1 pseudogene is annotated in these 24,469 nt (G+C 71.1%); it reads right to left on the bottom strand.

Annotated elements, in window-relative coordinates:
- Positions 1–3: 3 nt before the first annotated feature.
- Positions 4–24,469: pseudogene (locus ACZ68L_RS01230) on the bottom strand (SDR family NAD(P)-dependent oxidoreductase); the annotation flags it as partial.

The raw sequence follows: 24,469 nt of genomic DNA, 5'->3' as shown, positions 1-24,469 counted from the left end.
TCAGAACTTCCCGAACTCGCGTTGGATGAGGTCGAACATCTCGTCCGATGTCGCCGACTCGAGGTCGGAGTCCATCGCCGCGGCCTCGGGCTCGCCCGCTTCGGGCGGCGGCGACGCCATGCGGATCTGTGCTCCGCTCCACGTCGTCAGCAGACCCTGCAGCCGCTCTGTGATGTCCACGCCGTCGACGTCATCCGTGGACAGACCGGAGAGCATCCGCTCCAGCTCGTTGAGCACGGCGGCGACCGAAGTCGAGGCCTCCGCCGAGAGTTGCTGCGCGAGCTCGGCGCGCAGATGCTGCGCCAGCGCGGCAGGGGAAGGGAAATCGAAGAGCAGGGTGGTGGACAGCCGCAGCCCGGTGTGCCGGGCCAGCCGGTTGCGCACCTCGACCGCCATGAGCGAGTCGAAGCCCAGCTCGACGAAGCCGCGCCGGGGCCGGACCGCGTCCGCCGTGGCGTGCCCCAGCACGTCCGCCGCCTCCGTGCGCACCAGCTCCAAGAGAATGCGATTCTGCTGCGACTCGTTGGCCTGCGCGAGCCGTGCGCGCAGCTGGGCCGCCGCGTCGCGGCCACGGCCGTCGCCGTCCGCGCCGCCGTGGTCCTGCTCCAGAGCCCGTTGTACGTCGGCCAGTTCGCCCAGGAGCGGGCTGGGCCGCCGTGCCGTGAAGGCGGGGGCGAACCGCTGCCAGTCCACATCCGCGACCGTGAGGAGCGTCGCGTCGTCCGCCAGCGCCTGGTGGAGCGCGCCGACGGCCGACTCGGGTGCCATCACGGCGAGACCTCGCCGGCTCAGTTCCCCGCTGGTCCCTTCGGCCATGCCACCCTCGGCCCACGGTCCCCAGCTGACGGAGGTCGCGGTCAGGCCACGAGCGCGACGATCCTCGGCGAGGGCGTCGAGGTGGGCGTTGGCCGCGGCATAGGCGGCCTGACCGCCGCTGCCCCACACGCCGGCGATGGACGAGAACAGCACGAAGGCGTCCAGGCCCTCGCCGTCGCCCAGATACCCGCCGCTGCCCGGGGCACTGAACAGGGCGTCGAGGTGCGTGGCGCCATCCACCTTCGCCCGCAGAACCTCGGTGAACTCCTCGGCGCTCATGTCGGACAGCGCCGTCACCTGCCCCAGGCCGGCGGCGTGGACGACCGAGCGGACCGGCGTACCGGCCTGGCGAAGCCCCTCCACCAGCCCGGCCAGCGCCTCCCGGTCGCTCACGTCACACGCAGCGACCTCGACCGCGGCGCCCAACGCCTCCAGCTCGGCCACCAACTCGACCGCACCTGGAGCCTCCGGACCACGACGGCTCGTCAGCACCAACCGCTCGGCACCGTTACCGGCCGCCCAACGGGCCACATGCGCTCCCAGCGCACCGGTCCCGCCGGTCACCAGGACCGTGCCACGCGGCGACCACCCACCCGACGCCGTACGACGGTTGCCAGGCGCACGCTCCAGACGCCGCCCATACACACCCGAGGCACGCACCGCCAGCTGATCCTCACCACCCGCATCGGAGAGAACGCCGCACAGCAGCCCCAGCGCCGCCTCGTCCACCACCTCGGGCAGATCGATCAACCCGCCCCACCGATCAGAGTGTTCCAGCGCGGCCACCCGCCCCAGACCCCACACCTGCGCCTGCACCGCATCCACCGGACCGCCCCCCGGCCCCACCGCCACAGCACCCCGCGTCACACACCACAACGGCCCCGACACCCCCATGTCGCCCAACGCCTGCACCAGCCCCAGCATCGCAAGGCCCGGCTCGGTCTCCCTCGGCCCCAGAAGCGACACCACGCCGACCTCACCGGAGAGCCCCGTCACCCTCGCGCCCAAGGCCTCGCGGTCGACCACATCGCCTGCGCCCACCGGCACGACCACCACCTCGGCACCGCGCGTCAGCAGAGCGGCGACCACCGGGTGATCGACGTCGGCGTCCCTGCACACCACGACCCACTGCCCCGACACGGCCTCGGCGGCGTCGTGCCCGGTCGGCTTCCACGTCACCTGGTAGCGCCAGGAGTCCACACCGTCCGCCGCACGGACCGGGGCCGGCTCCTTGAGCCAGAAGCGCTCGCGCTGGAAGGCGTAGGTGGGCAGGTCTACACGGCGAGCTCCGGTGCCGGCGTAGTACGTCGCCCAGTCAACCGCCACGCCACTTACGTGCAGTTCAGCGAGGGCGGTGAGCAGGCTCTCCGGCTCGTCACGACTCTTGCGCAGAGCGGGTACGAAGGTGAGCTCCCCGCCCTCGGAACCGGACGTCACGCAGTCCTGCGCCATGGCAGACAGCACACCATCCGGGCCCAGCTCCAGAAACGCGGTCACACCTTCCGCTTCCAGCGTGCGAATGCCGTCCAGGAAACGGACAGCCTCACGGACGTGGCGCACCCAGTACTCCGGGTCCTGGACCTCATCCGCCGACAGAACCTCACCCGTCACGTCCGAGACAATGGCGACCTCGGGCGCATTGAAGGTCAGGCTCGCCGCGACCTTGCGGAAGTCGTCCAGCATCGCGTCCATGCACGGCGAGTGGAACGCATGGCTCACCCGCAGCCGCTTGGTCTTACGACCCTCGCCCTCGAAGTGCGCGGCGATCCGCAGGACCTCCGCCTCATCACCCGAAATGACGGTGGAGCGCGCGCCGTTGAGCGCAGCAATCGAGACGTCCTCGACCAGCAGCGGCAGCACCTCGTCCTCCGCCGCCTGCAACGACACCATCGCCCCACCCGCCGGAAGCGCCTGCATCAAACGCCCCCGCGCCGCCACCAGAACGGCAGCGTCTTCGAGAGACAACACCCCAGCCACGTACGCAGCCGACAACTCACCAATCGAGTGACCCAGCAAATAGTCCGGCTTCACACCCCACGACGTCACCAGCTCAAACAGCGCCACTTCCAGCGCGAACAGACCCGCCTGCGTGAACTGCGTCTGATCCAGCAGCTCACCACCCTCGAAGACGACCTCGCGAAGAGGCGTCTCCAGGTGAAGGTCCAGCTCCGCACACACCGCGTCGAACGCATCCGCGAACACCGGATACGCCTCGTACAACTCCTGGCCCATGCCAGCCCGTTGCGAACCCTGCCCCAAGAACAGCACACCGGTCCTGCCCTCGGCGGCCACGCCTCGCACGGTCCGCTCGCCGATCAGCACCGCCCGGTGCTCCAGCGCCGCACGCGACGTCACCAGCGAGAATCCGACATCCACCGGGGTCGCCTCGGGGGACTCGGCGACGAACGACCTCAGCCGCTCCACCTGCGCCACCAGTGCCGCCTCGGACTTCGCCGAGACCACCCAGGGCGCCACCGGCAACGTCACCGAAGCCTCGGTCGGCTCCGGCGCTTCCGCCTCCGGTGCCTGCTCCACGATCACATGCGCGTTCGTGCCGCTGACGCCGAAGGACGACACCGCCGCGCGGCGCGGCTCGCCCGTCTCCGGCCACTCCACCGGCTCCGTGAGGAGCTCGACGGCGCCGGCCGACCAGTCCACGTGGGAGGACCGCTCGTCGACGTGCAGCGTCCGCGGCAGTACACCGTTGCGCAGCGCCAGGACCATCTTGATGATCCCGGCGACGCCGGCGGCGGCCTGTGTGTGACCGATGTTCGACTTCAACGAGCCCAGCCACAGCGGGCGTTCGCCGTGCCGCTCCTGGCCGTACGTCGCCAGCAGCGCCTGCGCCTCGATGGGGTCGCCCAGGGCGGTGCCCGTGCCGTGCGCCTCCACCGCGTCGACGTCCGCCGCCGAAAGGCCCGCGTTCGCGAGGGCCTGGCGGATGACGCGCTGCTGGGACGGTCCGTTCGGCGCCGTCAGGCCGTTGCTCGCGCCGTCCTGGTTGACCGCGCTGCCCCGGACCACCGCCAGGACCTCGTGACCGTTCCTGCGGGCGTCCGAGAGGCGCTCCACCAGCAGCATGCCGACGCCCTCGGACCAGCCCGTGCCGTCCGCCGCATCCGCGAAGGACTTGCACCGGCCGTCCCCGGCCAGGCCGCCCTGGCGGGAGAACTCGGCGAACGTCACGGGGGTGGCCATCACCGTCACGCCGCCGACCAGCGCCATGGAGCACTCCCCCGCGCGCAGGGCCTGCGCCGCGAGGTGCAGCGCGACCAGGGACGACGAGCACGCCGTGTCCACCGTCATCGCCGGGCCCTCCAGGCCGAAGGCGTACGAAATCCGGCCTGAGAGCACGCTCGTCGCGTTGCCGGTCAGCAGGTGGCCGCCCAGGCCCTCCTCTTCACCGGAGTTCGGCCCGGACGCGTAGCCCTGGCTCGCCGCTCCCGCGAAGACCGCGACCCGGCTCCCGCGTACCGAGGTCGGGTCGATGCCCGCGCGCTCGAACGCCTGCCACGCCGTTTCAAGGAGCAGTCGCTGCTGCGGGTCCATCGCCAGCGCCTCGCGCGGCGAGATCCCGAAGAAGTCGGCGTCGAACTCTCCCGCGTCATGCAGGAACCCGCCCGAGCGAACGAACGTGGCCGCCGGGTCCGTCACCCAGCCGCGGTCGGCCGGGAACCCGGTGATCCCGTCGTTCCCCGACGCCAATAGCGCCCAGAGGTCATCGGGGGACCGGACCCCGCCGGGCAGGCGGCAGCTCATGCCGACAATCACGATCGGGTCGTCCCCATCGGTCGTCGTGGCCGCGGGGAGCATCTCCCCTGCGGTCGCCGCACCGTCCCCGACGATCCGCGAACGGAGGTGGTCCGCAAGGACCTTGGGGGTCGGGCAGTCAAAGACCAAGGTGGTGGCGAGTTCGAGGCCGGTCTCCTTGCGCAGGCCGTTCCTCAGCTCCACGGCGGTCAGGGAGTCGAACCCCAGCTCCTTGAAAGCCCGGTCCGCGGACACCTTGGCCGCGTTCGCGTGCCCCAGGACGGCCGCGACCTGCCGCCGGACCAGATCGAGCAGGACCGTGTCCCGTTCGGCGCCCGACAGGCCGAGGAGTCTCGTCCGCAGCTCGGACTGCTCGGCGTGGACGTCGGCGTCCGCGTCGGTGCCGGTACCGCCGGCCGCGTTGCGGTCGTCGGCCAGCTCGCCGAGAAGGGCGCTCGGGCGCAGCGCGGTGTACGTAGCCACGAACCGTGTCCAGTCGACGTCGGCCACGGTGACGTGCGTGTCGCCCTCGGCAATCGCCCGCCGCAGGCCGTCCATCGCCTTGACCGGAGACATCGCGGCCAGGCCACGGCGGTTCAGGTGCGCGGCAGCCTCACCCTCGGCCATGCCGCCCTCGGCCCACGGTCCCCAGCTGACGGAGGTCGCGGTCAGGCCACGAGCGCGACGATCCTCGGCGAGGGCGTCGAGGTGGGCGTTGGCCGCGGCATAGCCGGCCTGACCGCCGCTGCCCCACACGCCGGCGATGGACGAGAACAGCACGAAGGCGTCCAGGCCCTCGTCGTCGCCCAGATACCCGCCGCTGCCCGGGTCGCCGAACAGGGCATCGAGGTGCGTGGCGCCATCCACCTTCGCCCGCAGCACCTCGGCATAGTCGTCCGCCCCTGTCTCGGCGAGAGCGACGAACTTGTTGACACCGGCGGTGTGGACGACGGAGCGGACCGGCGTACCGACCTCCTTCAGCCCTTCCACCAGCCCGGCCAGCGCTTCCCGGTCGCTCACGTCACACGCAGCGACCTCGACCGCGGCGCCCAACGCCTCCAGCTCGGCCACCAACTCGACCGCACCTGGAGCCTCCGGACCACGACGGCTCGTCAGCACCAACCGCTCGGCACCGTTACCGGCCGCCCAACGGGCCACATGCGCTCCCAGCGCACCGGTCCCGCCGGTCACCAGGACCGTGCCACGCGGTGCCCAACCACCGGACCCGGCATGGCTGTTACTGGGGGCGTGCAGCAGGCGACGCCCGTGCATACCCGAAGCGCGTACGGCGAGCTGGTCCTCGTCGCCCGCACCGGAGAGAACGCCGCACAGCAGCCCCAGCGCCGCCTCGTCCACCACCTCGGGCAGATCGATCAACCCGCCCCACCGATCGGAGTGTTCCAGCGCGGCCACCCGCCCCAGACCCCACACCTGCGCCTGCACCGCATCCACCGGACCGCCCTCAGGCCCCACCGCCACAGCACCCCGCGTCACACACCACAACGGCATGGACAGCTCCGCATCGCCCAGCGCCTGCACCAGCGACAACGTGCCCAGCGCCGTACCCTCCCGCCCCAGGGCCAGCAACGACACCACACCGGCGAACTCGGAGGCGTCCTCGGCGAGCCGCGCGGCCAGCGCTTCACGGCTCACCTCACCGCCCTCCACCAACCACTCCACGACTTCTCCGCCGCGCGCACGCATCCCCGCCACCACCGGGTGATCCGCACACGCCGACGGCGAAACCACCAGCCACCGCCCGGACAGCCTCTCGCCGCCCAGGCCGCCGGGCACCAGCTCCCACGCCGTCCGATATCGCCACGCGTCAGCCGACGACGACATCGACGGCGCCACGCTCTCCGGCCAGTAGCGCTCACGCTGGAAGGCGTAAGTGGGCAGGTCGACACGGCGGGCGCCGGCGTCGGCGAAGTAAGCGGTCCAGTCAACCGCCCTGCCGTTCACGTGCAGTTCAGCGAGGGCGGTGAGCAGGCTCTCCGGCTCGTCACGACTCTTGCGCAGAGCGGGTACGAAGGTGAGCTCCCCGCCCTCGGAACCGGACGTCACGCAGTCCTGCGCCATGGCAGACAGCACACCGTCCGGGCCCAGCTCCAGGAACGCGGACACGCCTTCCGCTTCCAGGGTGCGAATGCCGTCCAGGAACCGCACCGACTCGCGGACATGGCGCACCCAGTACTCCGGGTCCTGGACCTCATCCGCCGACAGAACCTCACCCGTCACGTCCGAGACGATCGACACCTGCGGGACGTTGAACGTCAGCCCCTGCGCGACCGCACGGAAATCGTCCAGCATCGCGTCCATGCGCGGCGAGTGGAACGCATGGCTCACCCGCAGACGCTTGGTCTTGCGTCCCTCACCCTCAAAATGCGCGGCAATCTCAAGAACCGCCGGCTCATCACCCGAAATCACCGTGGAACGCGGGCCATTGAGCGCCGCAATCGAGACGCCGTCGACCAGCAGCGGCAGCACCTCGTCCTCCGCCGCCTGCAACGACACCATCGCCCCACCCGCCGGAAGCGCCTGCATCAAACGCCCCCGCGCCGCCACCAGAACGGCAGCGTCTTCCAGCGACAGCACCCCGGCCACATACGCAGCCGACAACTCACCGATCGAGTGCCCCAGCAGGAAGTCCGGCTTCACACCCCACGACGTCACCAGCTCAAACAGCGCCACTTCCAGCGCGAACAGACCCGCCTGCGTGAACTGCGTCTGATCCAGCAGCTCACCCTCACCGAACACCACCTCACGAAGAGGCCGGTCCAGATGACGCTCCAGCTCCGCACACACCACATCGAACGCATCCGCGAACACCGGATACGCCTCGTACAACTCCCGGCCCATACCCGACCGTTGCGAACCCTGACCCGAGAACAGCACACCGGTCCTGCCCTCGGTGGCCACGCCCCGCACGGTCCGCTCACCGAGCAGCACCGCCCGGTGCTCCAGCACCGCACGCGACGTCACCAGCGAGAAGCCCACATCCACCGGCGACAGCTCAGGGCGCCCGGCAACGAACGACCGCAGCCGCTCCACCTGCCCCGACAGCCCCGCCTCCGACTTCGCCGACACCGCCCACGGCACCACCGGCAACCCCACCGGAGCCGCAACCGCTACCAGTTTCTCCGCCTCCGGTGCCTGCTCCACGATCACATGCGCGTTCGTGCCGCTGATCCCGAACGAGGAGACACCCGCTCGACGCGGCGCGCCCGTCTCCGGCCAGGCCACGGGCTCGGTCAGCAGCTCAACAGCCCCTGCCGACCAGTCGACCTGCGGCGTCGGCTCGTCCACATGCAGGGTCTGCGGCAGCACACCGTGCCGCATGGCCAGCACCATCTTGATGATCCCGGCGACGCCGGCGGCGGCCTGCGTGTGGCCGATGTTCGACTTGATCGAACCCAGCAGCAGCGGCCGGTCCTCCGGACGGTCCTGACCGTAGGTCGCGAGCAGCGCCTGCGCCTCGATCGGGTCACCCAGCGTCGTACCCGTACCGTGCGCCTCCACCGCGTCGACGTCCGCAGCCGCCAGGCCCGCGCTCGCCAACGCCGCACGGATCACCCGCTGTTGGGACGGACCGTTCGGAGCCGTCAGGCCGTTGCTCGCGCCGTCCTGGTTCACCGCAGATCCACGGACCACGGCAAGCACCTCGTGGCCCAGGCGCCGTGCATGGGACAGGCGCTCTACCAGGAGCACGCCCACGCCTTCGCCCCAGGCCGTGCCGTCCGCCGACTCGGCGAACGCCTTGCAGCGGCCGTCGGGAGCCAGGCCGCCCTGGCGGGAGAACTCGATGAACGCGCCGGGGGTGGACATCACCGTCACGCCGCCGGCCAGCGCCATCGTGCACTCGCCCGACCGCAGGGCCTGGATCGCCCAGTGCAGGGCGACCAGCGACGACGAGCACGCCGTGTCCACCGTCACCGCAGGACCCTCAAGGCCGAGCGTGTAGGAGACGCGGCCGGACAGGACGCTGGCCGAGCTGCCCGTGGCGCCGTAGCCGGCGGTGGACTCGGTCGCGGTGTCCATCAGGTGCGCGTAGTCCTGGCCGTTGGTGCCGGCGAAGACCCCGGTACGGCTGCCGCGCAGCGACGTCGGGTCGATGCCCGCCCGTTCGACGGCCTCCCAGGTCGCTTCGAGGAACAGCCGCTGCTGGGGGTCCATTGCCAGGGCTTCGCGCGGCGAGATGCCGAAGAATTCCGCGTCGAAGTCGGGGGCTTCGTGGAGGAATCCGCCCTGGCGCGTGTACGACGTGCCCACGCCTTCGGGGTTCGGGTCGTAGAGGGATGCCAGGTCCCAGCCGCGGTTCTCGGGGAGCTCGGAGACTCCGTCCGCTCCGGTGGCCAGCAGCTCCCACAGCTCTTCCGCCGAGCCCACGCCGCCGGGGAACCGGCAGCTCATGCCGACGACGACAATCGGATCGCCGTCCGCACCGCCCACGCCATCCTTGGCGCCGGTACCCTCCGAACCGTACGGCGACGGCCTGTTGTCGCCGTTCTCCGTCAGTTCCGACCAGAGGTGACGTGCCAGCGCCTCCGGGGACGGGTGGTCGTACACGAGAGTCGTCGGCAGGCTCAGCTCGGACACCGCGTCGAGCCGGTTGCGCAGTTCCACCGCACTCAGGGAGCTGAACCCCAGGTCCAGGAACGCCCTGCCCGGCGGCACCGCCTCCGCGGACGCGTGGCCGAGGAGCGCGGCGGCCTCGCCGCGGATCACGTCGAGGACGAGGCGCAGGCCGTCCTGTTCGGACATGCCGCGCAACCGGGAGGAGAGCGCCGACGAGCGGCGGTCGGTCTCCGCCTCCGGACGGCCGGTGGTGATGTCCTGGGCGGCGTCGCGGAGTTCGGGCAGTAGATCGCGCAGGAGCGGGTTGGGCCTCCGGGTCGTGCCCCGTTCGGCCGCCCGTTCCCAGCGGACGTCCGCGACGGTGAGGGTGGTCACGTCGTCCTGAAGCGCCTGCCGCAGTGCCACGAGGGCGAGTTGGGGGTCCATCGCGCCGACTCCTGTGCGTGCGAAGCGCTCCTCCTGGCGCTCGCCGAGGCCGCTGCCCCGCCAGTGGCCCCACTGGAGCGAGGTGGCCGTGAGGCCGTGGGCCCTGCGGTGCTGGGCCAGCGCGTCGAGGAACGCGTTGGCCGGGGCGTAGTTCCCCTGGCCCGCGCCGCCGAGTACACCGGCGACGGACGAGAAGAGGACGAAGGCGGAGAGGTCCGTGCCGAGGTCACGGGTGAGTTCGTGCAGGTTCACCGCGGCCCGTACCTTCGCCCGCAGGGCACGGTCGAGTTGGCCGGTGGTCAGCGTGTCGAGCAGTCCGTCGTCCAGGAGCGCCGAGCTGTGGAAGACCGCCGTCAGGGGCAGCTCGGCCGGGACCGACGTGAGCAGTGCGGCCAGCGCGTTCCGGTCGCCCGCGTCGCAGGCGGCCAGAGTGACCTTGCTGCCTTTGGCGCCCAGTTCCGTCGCGAGGGCCTGTGCGCCGGGGGCGTCCTGGCCCCGCCTGCTGACGAGCAGCAGGTGCTCGCAGCCCTGGTCGGCGAGCCAGCGGGCGACATGGGCGCCGAGCGCGCCGGTCCCGCCGGTGATCAGCACGGTGCCGCGTGGCGGTGTCCACGTCGTGGCCGTGGGGTCCGCCGCGTCCGGCCCCGGCCGGTCGGGGGCGAGTCCGGGACGGTACGGGGCGTGCGCCAGCCGGCGGGCGTGCAGGCCGGTGGCGCGGACGGCCAGCTGGTCCTCGCCGTCGGCGGCGGCGAGCACCCGGCGCAGGCGGTGCGCCGACCGCTGGTCCAGCTCTGCCGGAAGGTCGACCAAACCGCCCCAGAGCTGGGTGTGTTCGGCACTGATGACGCCGCCGAGTCCCCAGAGCAGGGCCTGCGTCGGATCGGTCACCCGGTCGGTCCGCCCCACCGAGGCGGCTCCGCGGGTCGCGATCCACAGCGGGGCCTTGTGGAGCGACTTCTGAAGGGCCTTCTCCTCGGTGTGGCCGAGGGCCTTCACGAGGGTGAGGGTACTCGCGAAGCCGGCGGGCACCGCGTCCGCGCCGGGGTGGGCGCTTGTGTCCAGGGCGAGCAGCGAAAGGATGCCGGTCACCGCTGCCAGTTCGCCGCCGCCGTCAGCGTCGGCGTCCGCGAGCGCGGTGCGTATCCGTGCGGCGAGCGCCTCGCTGTCGTGTCCGGTCCCGACCCGCACGACCCGGACGTCGGCGGGGGCGAGCGCGCTGACGCACTGCTGTACGTACTGCTCGATGTCCGAGGCGTACTCGGCGACGTACTCCGCGTCGGGCTCCGGAGCGATCACGACCCAGGTCCCGGAGAGGACCCCTGTCCCGGCGGACTCGGAGATCCGCTGCCACGTCACGCGGTAGCGCCAGGCGTCGACCGTGGCGAGGGCCGTGCGCTGCTGCCGCCACGCGGCGAGGGCGGGCAGCGCGGCGGCGAACGACTGCTCCGTGTCCACCGCGAGCGTCCGGGAGAGTACCTCCAGGTCCTCGCACTCGACCGCCGCCCAGAACGTGCCGTCCTCGGGGGCGGCATCTGCCGCCGCTCCGCCGCCGGAACCGTCGGCGGTTCCGGCGGGGTCGGTGCTGTGCGGCCTGCTCACCGCGTCGAGCCAGTAGCGGCGGTGCTGGAAGGCGTACGTGGGCAGGTCCACGACCCGGTGCGGCCCGGTCCCGGCGAGCACGGCGCGCCAGTCGACCTCCACACCCTGCGCCCACGCCTCGGCGAGGGAGAGGAGCAGCCTGCGGGTCTCGTCCTCGGCCCGGCGCAACGTACCCAGCGCCACGGCGTCGCTGCCCAGCGAGTCGAACGTCTCCTGCAGCCCGAAGCCGAGGACGGCATGCGGACTCACCTCGACGAACACCCGGTGCCCCGCCGCGAGCGCGGCCCGCGTCGCTGCCTCGAACTCGACCCTCGACCGCAGGTTCCTGAACCAGTAGTCCGCGTCGAGCTCCACCGTGTCCAGCGGCCCGCCCGTCAGCGTCGAGTAGAAGGGCACCGCCGCGGACCGGGGAGCGAGCCCCGTCAGCGCCTGCGTCAACTCCTCCCGTACGCCGTCGATCTGCGCCGAGTGCGAGGCGTAGTCCATGGGGATGCGCCGCGTCCGCACGCCGGCCGCCGCGCACTCGCCCTCCCACTTCTCCAGGGCGTCCAGGTCGCCGGAGACCACCGCCGAGCCCGGCCCGTTCACCGCGGCCAAGGACAGCCGCGACCCGTACCGCACCACGCGCTCGCCGACCCAGTCCGCGTCCCGTGCCACCGACGTCATCCCGCCGCGGCCCGACAGCGGCAGCGTCACCCGGCGCCGCAGCGCCACCAGCCGCGCCCCGTCCTCCAGCGACAGGCCGCCCGCCACCACGGCGGCCGCGATCTCGCCCTGCGAATGGCCCAGTACGGCGCCCGGCACCACTCCCACCGACCGCCACACATCGGCCAGCGACACCATGATCGCCCACAGCACCGGCTGCATGACGTCTACGCGGTCCGACGACGGCGCGCCTTGCGCTCCCCGCACCACGTCCAGCACCGACCAGTCCACGTACGGAGCCAGAGCCGCTCCGCACTCCTTCAGCCGCGCCGCGAACACCGGCGAGGACTCCAGGAGTCCGGCGGCCATGCCCGCCCACTGCGCGCCCTGGCCGGGGAAGACGAACACCGGCCGCGTCGCACGGCCCGCCACGCCACGCACCACGCCGGGAGCCGAGCCGCCCTGCGCCAGCGCCGCCAGGCCGGCCCGGAAGTCCGCCTGCCGCTCGGCGATCACGGCCACGCGGTGCTCCAGCTGGGCCCGCGTCGTCGACAGGGACCAGGCCACGTCGGACACGTCGACCGCGTCGTCGGGTGCCGCCAGTTCGGCCTCCGGACGGTCCTCCAGGTAGGCCAGCATCCGCGCGGCCTGGCCTGCGACGGCCTCCGGCGACTTGCCGGACAGCACCCACGGCAGGACGTCGCTCGTCACCGGCGCCAGAGGGCCGCCTGCTGCGTGGGCGGACCCGCCCCCGTTCGCCGCGCGCTCCTCGGTGGCGCTCTGCGAGGCGCTCTTCGAGGCTCCCTCCTTGGCGCGTTCCGAGGGCGCCTGCTCAAGGATCACGTGGGCGTTGGTTCCGCTGATGCCGAACGACGAGACGCCCGCGCGACGCGGCTCCCCCGTCTCCGGCCACGCCACCGACTCCGTCAGGAGCTCGACGGCCCCCGCCGACCAGTCGACGTGCGAGGACGGCTCGTCCACGTGCAGGGTGCGCGGCAGCACACCCTCCCGCATCGCCATGACCATCTTGATGACGCCCGCCACGCCGGCGGCGGCCTGCGTGTGACCGATGTTCGACTTCAACGAACCCAGCCACAGCGGGCGTTCGTCGCGCCGCTCCTGGCCGTACGTCGCCAGCAGCGCCTGCGCCTCGATGGGGTCGCCCAGCGTCGTACCCGTGCCGTGCGCCTCCACCGCGTCGACGTCCGCCGCCGAAAGGCCGGCGTTCGCCAGCGCCTGGCGGATGACGCGCTGCTGCGAGGGACCGTTGGGGGCGGTCAGGCCGTTGCTCGCGCCATCCTGGTTCGCGGCCGATCCGCGGACCACCGCGAGCACTCGGTGGTCGTTGCGGCGGGCGTCCGACAGGCGCTCCAGGAGCAGCATGCCGACGCCCTCGCCCCAGCCGGTGCCGTCCGCCGCGTCCGCGAACGCCTTGCAGCGGCCGTTCGCGGCGAGTCCCCGCTGCTTGCTGAAGTCGATGAACGTCGCCGGGGTCGTCATCACCGTGACCCCGCCCGCGAGCGCCAAGGCGCATTCGCCCGACCGCAGCGACTGCATCGCCAGGTGCAGGGCGACCAGCGACGACGAGCACGCCGTGTCCACCGTCACCGCGGGACCTTCGAGGCCCAGCGTGTACGCCACCCGGCCGGTCACCACACTGCTCGCGGTGCCGGTGCCCAGGAAGCCGTCCACGCCCTCGGGCACCGCCCCGAGGCTCGCCGCGTGGTTGTGGTACATCACCCCGGCGAACACGCCGGTCCGGCTGCCGCGCAGTGACAGCGGGTCGATCCCGCCCCGCTCGACGGCCTCCCAGGTCGCTTCGAGGAGCAGCCGCTGCTGCGGGTCCATCGCCAGCGCCTCACGCGGCGAGATCTTGAACAGCTCGGCGTCGAAGTCGCCCGCGCCGTGCAGGAACCCGCCTTCTTGCGTGTACGACGTGTTGGGGCGCCGTATCTCCGGGTCGTAGAGGGAGTCGACGTCCCAGCCGCGGTCCGCGGGGAACTCCGTGATCCCGTCCCGGCCCGCCGCGGCCAGTTCCCACAGCTCCTCGGGGGAGCCGACGTCGCCGGGGTAGCGGCAGCTCATCGCCACGATCGCGATCGGCTCGCGGTCCTTCTCCTCCACGGCACGCAGTCGCTCGCTCGTCTCGTGAAGCTCGGCGGTCACCCGCCGGAGATAGTCGCGGAGCTTGTCCTCGTTCGCCATCAGCGAGTCACCTGCCGAACCTGTTGTCGATGAAGTCGAACAGCTCGTCGTCTGAGGCTGTGTCGAGGGTGTTGCCCACGTCGTCCGTCGTCACCGCCGCCTGCCCGCGCGCCTCGTTCCACTTGGCCACGAGCGCGTTCAGCCGGGCGGTGACCTCGGCCACCGGCTGCTCGTCGGCCGTGTCCAGAGCGGCGAACGCGGCTTCCAACTGGTCGAGTTCGTCGAGCACGGAGCGGGCCGCGGCCTTCGCCGGGGCGGCATCGCCCAGGATGTGCTCGGCGAGCACCATCGGCGTGGGGTAGTCGAAGACCAGCGTCGCGGGCAGCCGCAGGCCGGTCTCGGCGTTGAGCCTGTTGCGCAGTTCGACGGCGGTGAGGGAGTCGAAGCCCATCTCCGTGAAGGCGTCATGGGGTTTGACGTCCGCCCCCCGGGCGTGCCCCAGCACCTCCGCCACGCGGTCGCACACCAACTGGAGGGCGAGCCGCTCGCGTTCGGCTTCGGGCAAGGGACGCAGCCGGTCGGCGAACGATCCGCCGCCGCCACCGGAAGCGGAGCTCCCGTCGGCCGCACGCGGGGCCGCCCTGCGGACCAGCGAGCGGAACATGACCGGCAGCGGCGTGCCCGCCGACTGCCGGCGCAGCGCGGCCAGGTCCAGCCGGACGGGGACGAGCACGGCTTCCGGCAACGCACCGGCGGCGTCAAAGAGTTCGATGCCCTGCTCGGCCGAGAGCGGCGGAACGCCGGACCGGGCCATGCGCTGCGCATCGGCGTCGTCGAGGCGGCCCAGCATGCCGCTCTCCGCCCACGGGCCCCAGGCCAGCGACTGACCCACCAGACCCTCACCACGCCGCACCTCGGCCAACGCGTCCAAAAACGCATTCGCCGCCGCGTAGTTCGCCTGCCCCGCACCACCGAACACACCGGCCGCAGACGAGAACAACACGAACAACGACAGATCCAAACCGCGCGTCAGCTCGTGCAGGTGCCAGGCCGCGTCCACCTTCGGACGCAACACCGCACCCAGACGCCGCGGGGTGAGGGAGGACAGCACGCCATCGTCCAGGACACCGGCCGTGTGCACCACGCCTACGAGCGGGCGCTCGACGGGTACGTCTTCCAGCACCGCCGCCAGGGCATCACGGTCGGCCACGTCACACGCGGCCACCCGCACCGAGGAACCCAGCCCCTCCAGCTCCGCCACCAACCCAGCCACACCCGGAGCCTTTTCACCACGACGTGACACCAGGAGCAGGTGGCGTACACCTCGCTCCGTCACAAGGTGCCGGGCCACCAGACCACCCAGCGCACCACTGGCACCGGTCACCAGGACCGTGCCCTGACCGTCCAGGTCACCCACCGGCCGCTCGGCGGCGACAACGGCCCGGGTCAGGCGCGGCACGAACACCTCACCTCGCCGGATCGCCAGCTGCGGCTCACCCGAGGCCACGACGGCAGACAGCACCGCTTGCGGTGCCTCATCCCCATCAAGGTCGACCAGGACGAAACGGTCCGGGTTCTCCGTCTGCGCCGTACGCAGCAGGCCCCACACCGCCGCCTGCACCGGATCCGGCACCTCGCCATCAGCACAGGCCACCGCACCCCGCGTCACCACCACCAACCGCGCCTGACCGGCCGGCTCCACCGCCAGCCAACCTCGCGCCAACTCCAGTGCCCACACGGTCGCTTCATGCGTCCGCGCAACCACACCTTCCGCGCCGCCCGCGCTCAGATCCTCGACCCGCACCTCAAACTCGCCCGCGTCCACGTCCGCAGGCACAGCCAGCACAGACCACTCCACCCGGAACAACGCATCCCGAGCCACATCACCACCACCCGCACCCCGCAACTGCTCAGCAGTCACCGGACGCAACGCCAACGACTCCACCGACGCCACATGCGCACCCGAACCATCGGCCAACAACAACGACACACCCGAACCCGAACGCACGATCCGCACCCGCAACACCCGCGCACCCACCGCCGAGAGCGACACCCCCGACCACGCGAACGGCAGACCCGGCGAACCACCCTCGTCTGCCTGGAATCCCGCATCCGAGACAGCCATCGTGTGCAAGGCGGCATCGAACAGCGCCGGGTGCAGTCCAAAGCCGCCGGCCTCAAGACCGTCGGGGAGGGCCACCTCCGCGAACACCTCGTCGTCGCGCTTCCAGACGGACTGCAGCCCCTGGAACACCGGCCCGTAGTCGAGTCCTTGAGCCGCCAGACGGTCGTACACATCGGCCGTGTGCAACTCGACGGCATCACACGGAGGCCACGCCTCAAGCCCGTCACCCGCACTCACAGTCCCGGCGTCGTCCGACAGCACGCCCTCCGCGTGCCGCGTCCATTCGGCACGCGTGTCCTCGGAGGAACGCGAGTACACGGTGAGCGCCCGGCGTCCGCTCTCGTCATCGGGAGCACCCACCACGACCTGCACCTGAGTGTCGACCCGCTCCGACAACACCAGCGGCGCTTCCAACGTCAGCTCGTCCAGCGATCCACACTCGACGTACTCGCCGGCGTGCAGCGCCAGATCGACAAGTGCCGTGCCGGGCACCAAGATCGTGCCCTTGACAACGTGATCGGCGAGCCAGGGGTACCTGGCGGTCGACAGCAGGCCGGTAAACACCACACCCGCGCCCCCGGCCAGCGGAACGGCAGCACCCAGAAGTGGGTGCTCGTCCGGACTCTGCCCAAGACCACTTGCGTCGCGGTCGTACGTACGCTCATCCGTCAGCCAGTAGCGCTGGTGCTGGAAGGCGTAGGTGGGCAGGTCGACACGGCGGGCGCCGGTGCCGGCGTAGTAGGCGGTCCAGTCAACTGCCCTGCCGCGTACGTGGAGTTCAGCGAGGGCGGCGAGCAGACTCTCCGGCTCGTCGCGGTTCTTGCGCAGGGCGGGTACGAAGGTGAGCTCATCGCCGCCCTCCGAGCCGCCGCTCACGCAGTCCTGCGCCATCGCGGACAGCACACCGTCCGGACCCAGCTCCAGAAACGCGGTCACACCTTCCGCTTCCAGGGTGCGAATGCCGTCCAGGAACCGGACAGCCTCGCGGACGTGCCGGACCCAGTACTCCGGATCCTGGATCTCCTCGACCGACAGAACCTCACCCGTCACGTCGGACACGATGGCCAACTTCGGCGCAATGAAGGTCAGCCCCTCCGCGACCTCGCGGAAGTCGTCGAGCATCGCGTCCATACGCGGCGAGTGGAACGCATGGCTCACCCGAAGACGCTTGGTCTTACGACCCTCACCCTCGAAGTGCGCGGCGATCTCAAGAACCGCTTCCTCGTCACCAGAAATCACCGTGGAACGTGCGCCGTTGAGCGCAGCAATCGAGACGTCCTCGACCAGCAGCGGCAGCACCTCGCCCTCCGCCGCCTGCAACGACACCATCGCCCCACCCGCCGGAAGCGCCTGCATCAGACGACCCCGAGCCGCCACCAGAACGGCAGCATCTTCGAGCGACAGCACCCCGGCCACATACGCGGCCGACAGCTCACCAATGGAGTGGCCCAGCAAATAGTCGGGCTTCACACCCCACGACGTCACCAGCTCAAACAGCGCCACTTCCAACGCGAACAGACCCGCCTGCGTGAACTGCGTCTGATCCAGCAGCTCCCCACCCTCAAAGACCACCTCACGCAGGGGCCGGTCCAGGTGACGGTCCAGCTCCGCACACACCGCGTCGAACGCGTCCGCGAACACCGGAAAAGCCGCGTGGAGTACACGCCCCATACCGACCCGCTGCGAACCCTGACCCGAGAACAGCACACCCGTCTTGCCGGGCGACACCGAACCCTCCACGACCCGCTCACCGAGCAGCACCGCCCGCTGCTCCAACAACGCACGCGACGTCACCAACGAGAAACCGACATCCACCGACGACAGCTCCGGGCGCTCGGCGACGAACGACCGCAGCCGCTCCACCTGCCCCGACAGCCCCGCCTCCGACTTCGCCGATACCACCCACGGCACCACCGACAACCCCACCGGAGCCACAACCGCCGCCGGCTCCTCGACCTCCGGCGCCTGCTCCAACAGCACATGCGCGTTCGTACCACTGATGCCGAACGACGAGACACCCGCACGCCGCGGCTCGCCCGTCTCCGGCCAGGCACGCTGCTCAGTGACCAGCTCCACCGACCCCGCCGACCAGTCCACCTGCGACGACGGCGCATCCACATGCAAGGTCTCGGGCACCAGCCCGTGCCGCATCGCCTGCACCATCTTGATCACACCCGCCACACCGGCAGCCGCCTGCGTGTGACCGATATTCGACTTGATCGAGCCCAGCAACAGCGGCCGGTCCTCCGCACGCTCCTGCCCATACGTCGCGATCAGTGCCTGCGCCTCGATCGGGTCACCCAGCGTCGTACCCGTCCCGTGCGCCTCCACCGCGTCCACCTGCGACGCCGACAGACCCGCACTCGCCAACGCAGCCCGGATCACCCGCTGCTGCGACGGACCGTTCGGAGCCGTCAGACCATTCGACGCACCGTCCTGGTTCACCGCAGAACCACGGACCACCGCGAGAACCTGGTGACCATTGCGCCGCGCGTCGGACAGGCGCTCCACGAGGAGCATGCCGACACCCTCGCCCCAGCCGGTGCCGTCGGCCCCGGCCGCGAACGACTTGCAGCGACCGTCAGCAGCCAGACCACGCTGACGCGAGAACTCCACAAAGGTGCCCGGGGTCGCCATCACCGTCACGCCGCCCGCGAGCGCCATCGTGCACTCGCCCTTGCGCAGGGCCTGGATCGCCCAGTGCAGCGCGACCAGGGACGACGAGCACGCCGTGTCCACCGTCACCGCGGGACCCTCAAGGCCCAGCGTGTAGGAGACGCGGCCGGAGACGACACTGCCGGAGTTCCCGATGCCGAGGTACCCCTCGACGTCGTCCGGCGCCGTCCTCAGCCGGGACGCGTAGTCGTGGTACATCACGCCGGCGAAGACGCCGGTGCTGCTGCCGCGCAGCGAGCCCGGGTCGATGCCCGCGGACTCGATGGCCTCCCAGGACCCTTCGAGCAGAAGCCGCTGCTGCGGGTCCATCGCCAGCGCCTCACGCGGCGAGATCCCGAAGAAGCCCGCGTCGAACTGCGGGGCGTCGTACAGGAACCCGCCCTCAGTCGCGTACGACGTACCCACCTGGCTCGGATCGCTGTCGAACAGCCCTGAGACGTCCCATCCCCGGTCGGTCGGGAACCCGGAGATCCCGTCCCCTCCCGAGGCCACCAGCCGCCAGAGGTCGTCCGGCCCGGCGACCGCACCCGGGTAGCGGCAGCTCATGCCCACGATGGCGATCGGCTCGTCGTCGGCTACCGCCACCGCCGCGCCTACAGTGATCTCTTCGGCGGTTCCCAGCGCCTCGGCCAGCACGAAGTCGGCCAGCGCCGCAGGGCTCGGATAGTCGAAGATCAAGGTGGCCGGCAGGCGAAGGCCGGTCGCCGACACGAGCCTGTTCCGCAGTTCGAGCGCCGTGAGCGAGTCGAAGCCGAGCTCCTTGAACGCCTGTCCCGCCACGATCGCGTCCCGGGACGCGTGCCCCAGCACTATCGCGACCTGCGCCCTGACCATTTCGTCGACCAAGGCGGCCCGTTCGCTCGTGGGCACCGCCGCGAGACGCTCCGCAAGCGTCGATCCGCTGCCACCGGCACGGGCCGCGCGCCGCCAGCTGCCCTGCACGAGGCCCCGCAGCAATGCGGGCAGCGCTCCTGCGCCGGCGCGCCTGCGCAGGGCGGGGACGTCCAGCTTGACGGCCAGGAGGGCGGCCCGATCCGTACCGTGGGCCGCGTCGAACAGGGCGAGACCGTCTGCGGGGACCAGCGGCACCACGCCGTCCCGCGCCATGCGCTGCGAATCGGCGTCGCCGAGCCGCTCCAGCATGCCGCCTTCGGCCCACGGGCCCCAGGCCAGCGACTGACCCACCAGACCCTCACCACGCCGCGCTTCCGCGAGTGCGTCCAGGAACGCGTTCGCCGCCGCGTAGTTCGCCTGCCCCGCCGAACCCAGCGTCGCCGCCGCCGACGAGAACAGCACGAACAGCGACAGATCCAGGCCGCGCGTCAACTCATGCAGATGCCAGGCCGCATCCACCTTCGGACGCAACACCGCGCCCACCCGCTCCGGAGTGAGGGAAGACAGCACGCCATCGTCCAGGACACCGGCCGTGTGCACGACACCTACGAGCGAGCGCTCGTCGGGTACGTCTTCCAGCACCGCCGCCAGGGCATCACGGTCGGCCACATCACACGCGACCACCCGCACCGAGGAACCCAGCCCCTCCAGCTCCGCCACCAACCCAGCCACACCCGGAGCCTGGTCACCACGACGCGACACCAACAACAGATGCCGTACACCCCGCTCGACCACCAGGTGCCGGGCCACCAGACCACCCAGCGCACCACTGGCACCGGTCACCAAGACCGTGCCCTCACCGTCCAGGTCACCCACCGGCCGCTCAGCAGCTACAACCGCCCGCGCCAGCCTCGGCACGAACACCTCACCACGCCGCACCGCCACCTGCGGCTCACCCGAAGCCACCACAGCGGACAGCACCGCCTGCGACGCCTCATCCCCATCCAGATCCACCAGCACAAACCGGTCCGGGTTCTCCGTCTGCACGGTCCGCAGCAGACCCCACACCGCCGCCTGCACCGGATCCGGCACCTCGCCATCGGCGCAGGCCACCGCACCCCGCGTCACCACCACCAACCGCCCCTGACCGGCCGGCTCCTCCGCCAGCCAGCCCCGCGCCAACTCCAGTGCCCGCACGGTCGCTTCATGCGTCCGCGCAACCACGCCCTCCGCGCCGCCCGCGCTCAGGCCCTCGACCACCCGCAGCCCAGACGCATCCACGTCCACGACCGCAGGCACAGACACCGCCGACCACTCCACCCGGAACAACGAATCCCGAGCCACATCACCACCACCCGCACCCCGCAACTGCTCAGCAGTCACCGGACGCAACGCCAACGACTCCACCGACGCCACATGCGCACCCGAACCATCGGCCAACAACAACGACACACCCGAACCCGAACGCACGATCCGCACCCGCAACACCCGCGCACCCACCGCCGAGAGCGACACCCCCGACCACGCGAACGGCAGACCCGGCGAACCACCCTCGGCCGGCTCCGGAGCAACCCCGGCAGCGAGTCCGACCGCGTGCAACGCCGAGTCCAACAGCGCGGGGTGCACACCAAACCCGTCGACATCCGCCCCCTCGGGCAGAGCGACCTCGGCATAGACGTCGTCACCCTGCCGCCACACCGACCGCAGCCCCTGGAACAGCGGTCCATAGCCAAGACCTTGGTCCGCCAGACGGTCGTACACGTCAGCTGTCTTCAACTCGACGGCGTTACGCGGGGGCCACACCTCAAGCCCCTCACCCACAGGCTCGGTCTCGGCCGACAGCACACCCCGGGCATGACACACCCACTCGCCCTCGGCATCATCAGCCGGCCGCGAATGCACACTCACCACACGACGACCGTCCGCACCCGCCGCCGCCACCGACAACTGAACCGACACCCCACCACGCTCAGGCAGCACCAACGGCGCCTCCAGCGTCAACTCCTCAAGCCCCCCACAACCAACCCGCTCACCCGCATACAACGCCAAATCAACAAACGCCGTACCCGGCAACAACACCGAACCCAGCACCACGTGATCCGCAATCCACGCATGCGACTGAAGGGAGAGCTGTCCGGCAAACAGCCAGCCGTCCCCGTCCGCGAGCGAGACGACCGCATCCAGCAGCGCGTGCTCCACAAGCCGCGCTCCGAAGCCCGTGCCGTCGACGGCATCCGCCGGAAGGGACTTCAGCCAGTAGCGCTCGTGCTGGAAGGCGTAGGTGGGCAGATCGACCCGGCGCGCACCGGCACCCGCGTAGTACGCCGACCAGTCAACTCCCGTGCCGCGTACGTACAGTTCGGCCAGCGCGGCGACCAGCGAGCCCGGCTCCTCACTGCCCTTGCGGAGCACGGGTACAAAGGCGAGTTCCCCGCCCTCAGAACCGGATGCGACACTCTCCTGCCCCATCGCGGACAGCACGCCGTCCGGACCCAGCTCCAGGAACCTGGTCACACCCTCCGCTTCCAGCGCCCGGACGCCGTCCAGGAAGCGGACCTCCTCACGCACATGCCGGACCCAGTACTCGGGCGAGCAGAGGTCCTCGGCCGAGACAACCCATCCCGTCACGTTGGACACGAGCGCCAACTGCGGGGCGTTGTAGGTCAATTCCTGCGCAACCGCCCGGAAGTCGTCAAGCATCGCGTCCATACGCGGCGAGTGGAAGGCATGGCTCACCCGCAGCCGCTTGGTCTTACGACCCTCACCCTCAAAATGCGCGGCAATCTGAAGAACCGCCGCCTCATCACCGGAAATCACGGTGGAGCGCGGGCCGTTGAGCGCGGCGATGGACACGCCCTCGACCAGCAGCGGCAGCACCTCGTCCTCCGCCGCCTGCAACGACACCATCGCCCCACCCGCCGGAAGCGCCTGCATCAAACGCCCCCGCGCCGCCACCAAGACGGCAGCGTCTTCGAGAGACAGCACCCCAGCCACGTACGCAGCCGACAACTCACCGATCGAGTGACCCAGCAAATAGTCCGGCTTCACACCCCACGACGTCACCAGCTCAAACAGCGCCACTTCCAACGCGAACAGACCCGCCTGCGTGAACTGCGTCTGATCCAGCAGCTCACCCTCACCGAAGACCACCTCACGAAGCGTCCGGTCCAGATGACGGTCCAGCTCCGCACACACCACGTCGAACGCGTCCGCGAAGGCCGGATATGCCTCGTACAACTCCCGGCCCATACCGGCTCGTTGCGAACCCTGGCCCGAGAACAGCACACTCGTCTTGCCCGCCGACGCCACACCCCGCACGGCCCGGTCCCCGACCAGTACCGCCCGATGGCCCAGCACCGCACGCGACGTCGCCAGCGAGAAGCCCACATCCACCGGCGACAGCTCAGGGCGCCCGGCAACGAACGACCGCAGCCGCTCCACCTGTCCCGCCAGAGCCGCCTCAGACTTCGCGGACACCACCCACGGCACCACCGGCAACCCCACCGGAGCCGCGACCGCCGCCGGCTCCTCCGCCTCCGGCGCCTGCTCCAGCACCACATGCGCGTTCGTGCCGCTCACACCGAACGACGAGACACCCGCGCGACGCGGCGCCCCCGTCTCCGGCCACGCCACCGACTCCGTCAGCAGCTCAACAGCACCCGCCGACCAGTCCACCTGCGGCGTCGGCTCGTCCACGTGCAGGGTGCGCGGCAGCACACCCTCCCGCATCGCCATGACCATCTTGATGACGCCGGCAACGCCGGCGGCCGCCTGTGTGTGACCGAGGTTCGACTTGACCGAGCCGAGCAGCAGCGCGCGGTCGCCCGACCGTTCCTGGCCGTACGTGGCCAGCAGCGCCTGCGCCTCGATGGGGTCGCCCAGCGTCGTGCCCGTGCCGTGTGCCTCGACCGCATCGACGTCCGCAGCCGTCAGGCCCGCGCTCGCCAACGCCGCTCGGATGACCCGCTGTTGGGACGGGCCATTGGGCGCCGTCAGACCGTTGGACGCACCGTCCTGGTTGACGGCGGAGCCGCGCACGATCCCCAGCACCTCATGGCCCAGGCGCCGCGCACGCGACAGGCGCTCCACCAGGAGAACGCCCACGCCCTCGGACCAGCCCGTGCCGTCCGCGCGCGCGGCGAACGACTTGCAGCGGCCGTCAGAGGCGAGGCCGCGCTGGCGGCTGAAGTCCACGAACGTGCCAGGGGTCGCCATCACCGTCACGCCACCGGCCAGCGCCATCGTGCACTCGCCCTTGCGCAGCGACTGCACCGCCAGGTGCAGGGCGACCAGGGACGACGAGCAGGCCGTGTCGATGGTCACGGCGGGGCCTTCGAGCCCGAAGGCGTAGGCCACGCGGCCGGAGACGACGCTGCCCGAGTTGCCGACGCCGATGAACGCCTCGACGCCGTCGGGTACGGAGCCGAGCCGGGCCGCGTAGTCGTGGTACATCAGGCCCGCGAAGACGCCCGTACGGCTGCCGCGCAGTGACGTCGGGTCGATGCCCGCACGCTCGAACGCCTCCCAGGAGGTCTCCAGGAGGAGCCGCTGCTGCGGGTCCATCGCCAGCGCCTCACGCGGTGAGATCCCGAAGAACGCCGGGTCGAAGTCGCCCGCCCCATAGAGGAATCCGCCCTCTTCGGTGGCCGACTTGCCGTCCTGGCCCGCGTCGGCCTCGTAGAGACCGCCGAGGTTCCAGCCGCGGTCGTCCGGGAAGCCGGAGACGCCGTCGGTGCCGGTGGAGACGAGTTGCCAGAGGTCCTCGGGGCTGGTCACGCCGCCCGGGTAGCGGCAGCTCATCCCCACGATGGCGATGGGTTGCTGTTGCTCGGCCTCCATGTCGCGGAGGCGCTGTCGCGTGCGGCGCAGATCCGCGGT

The sequence above is a fragment of the Streptomyces sp. NPDC104309 genome (assembly GCF_055584025.1).
The sequence above is the reverse complement of the archived record's forward strand: the minus strand, read 5'-3'. Positions and strand labels throughout refer to the sequence as shown.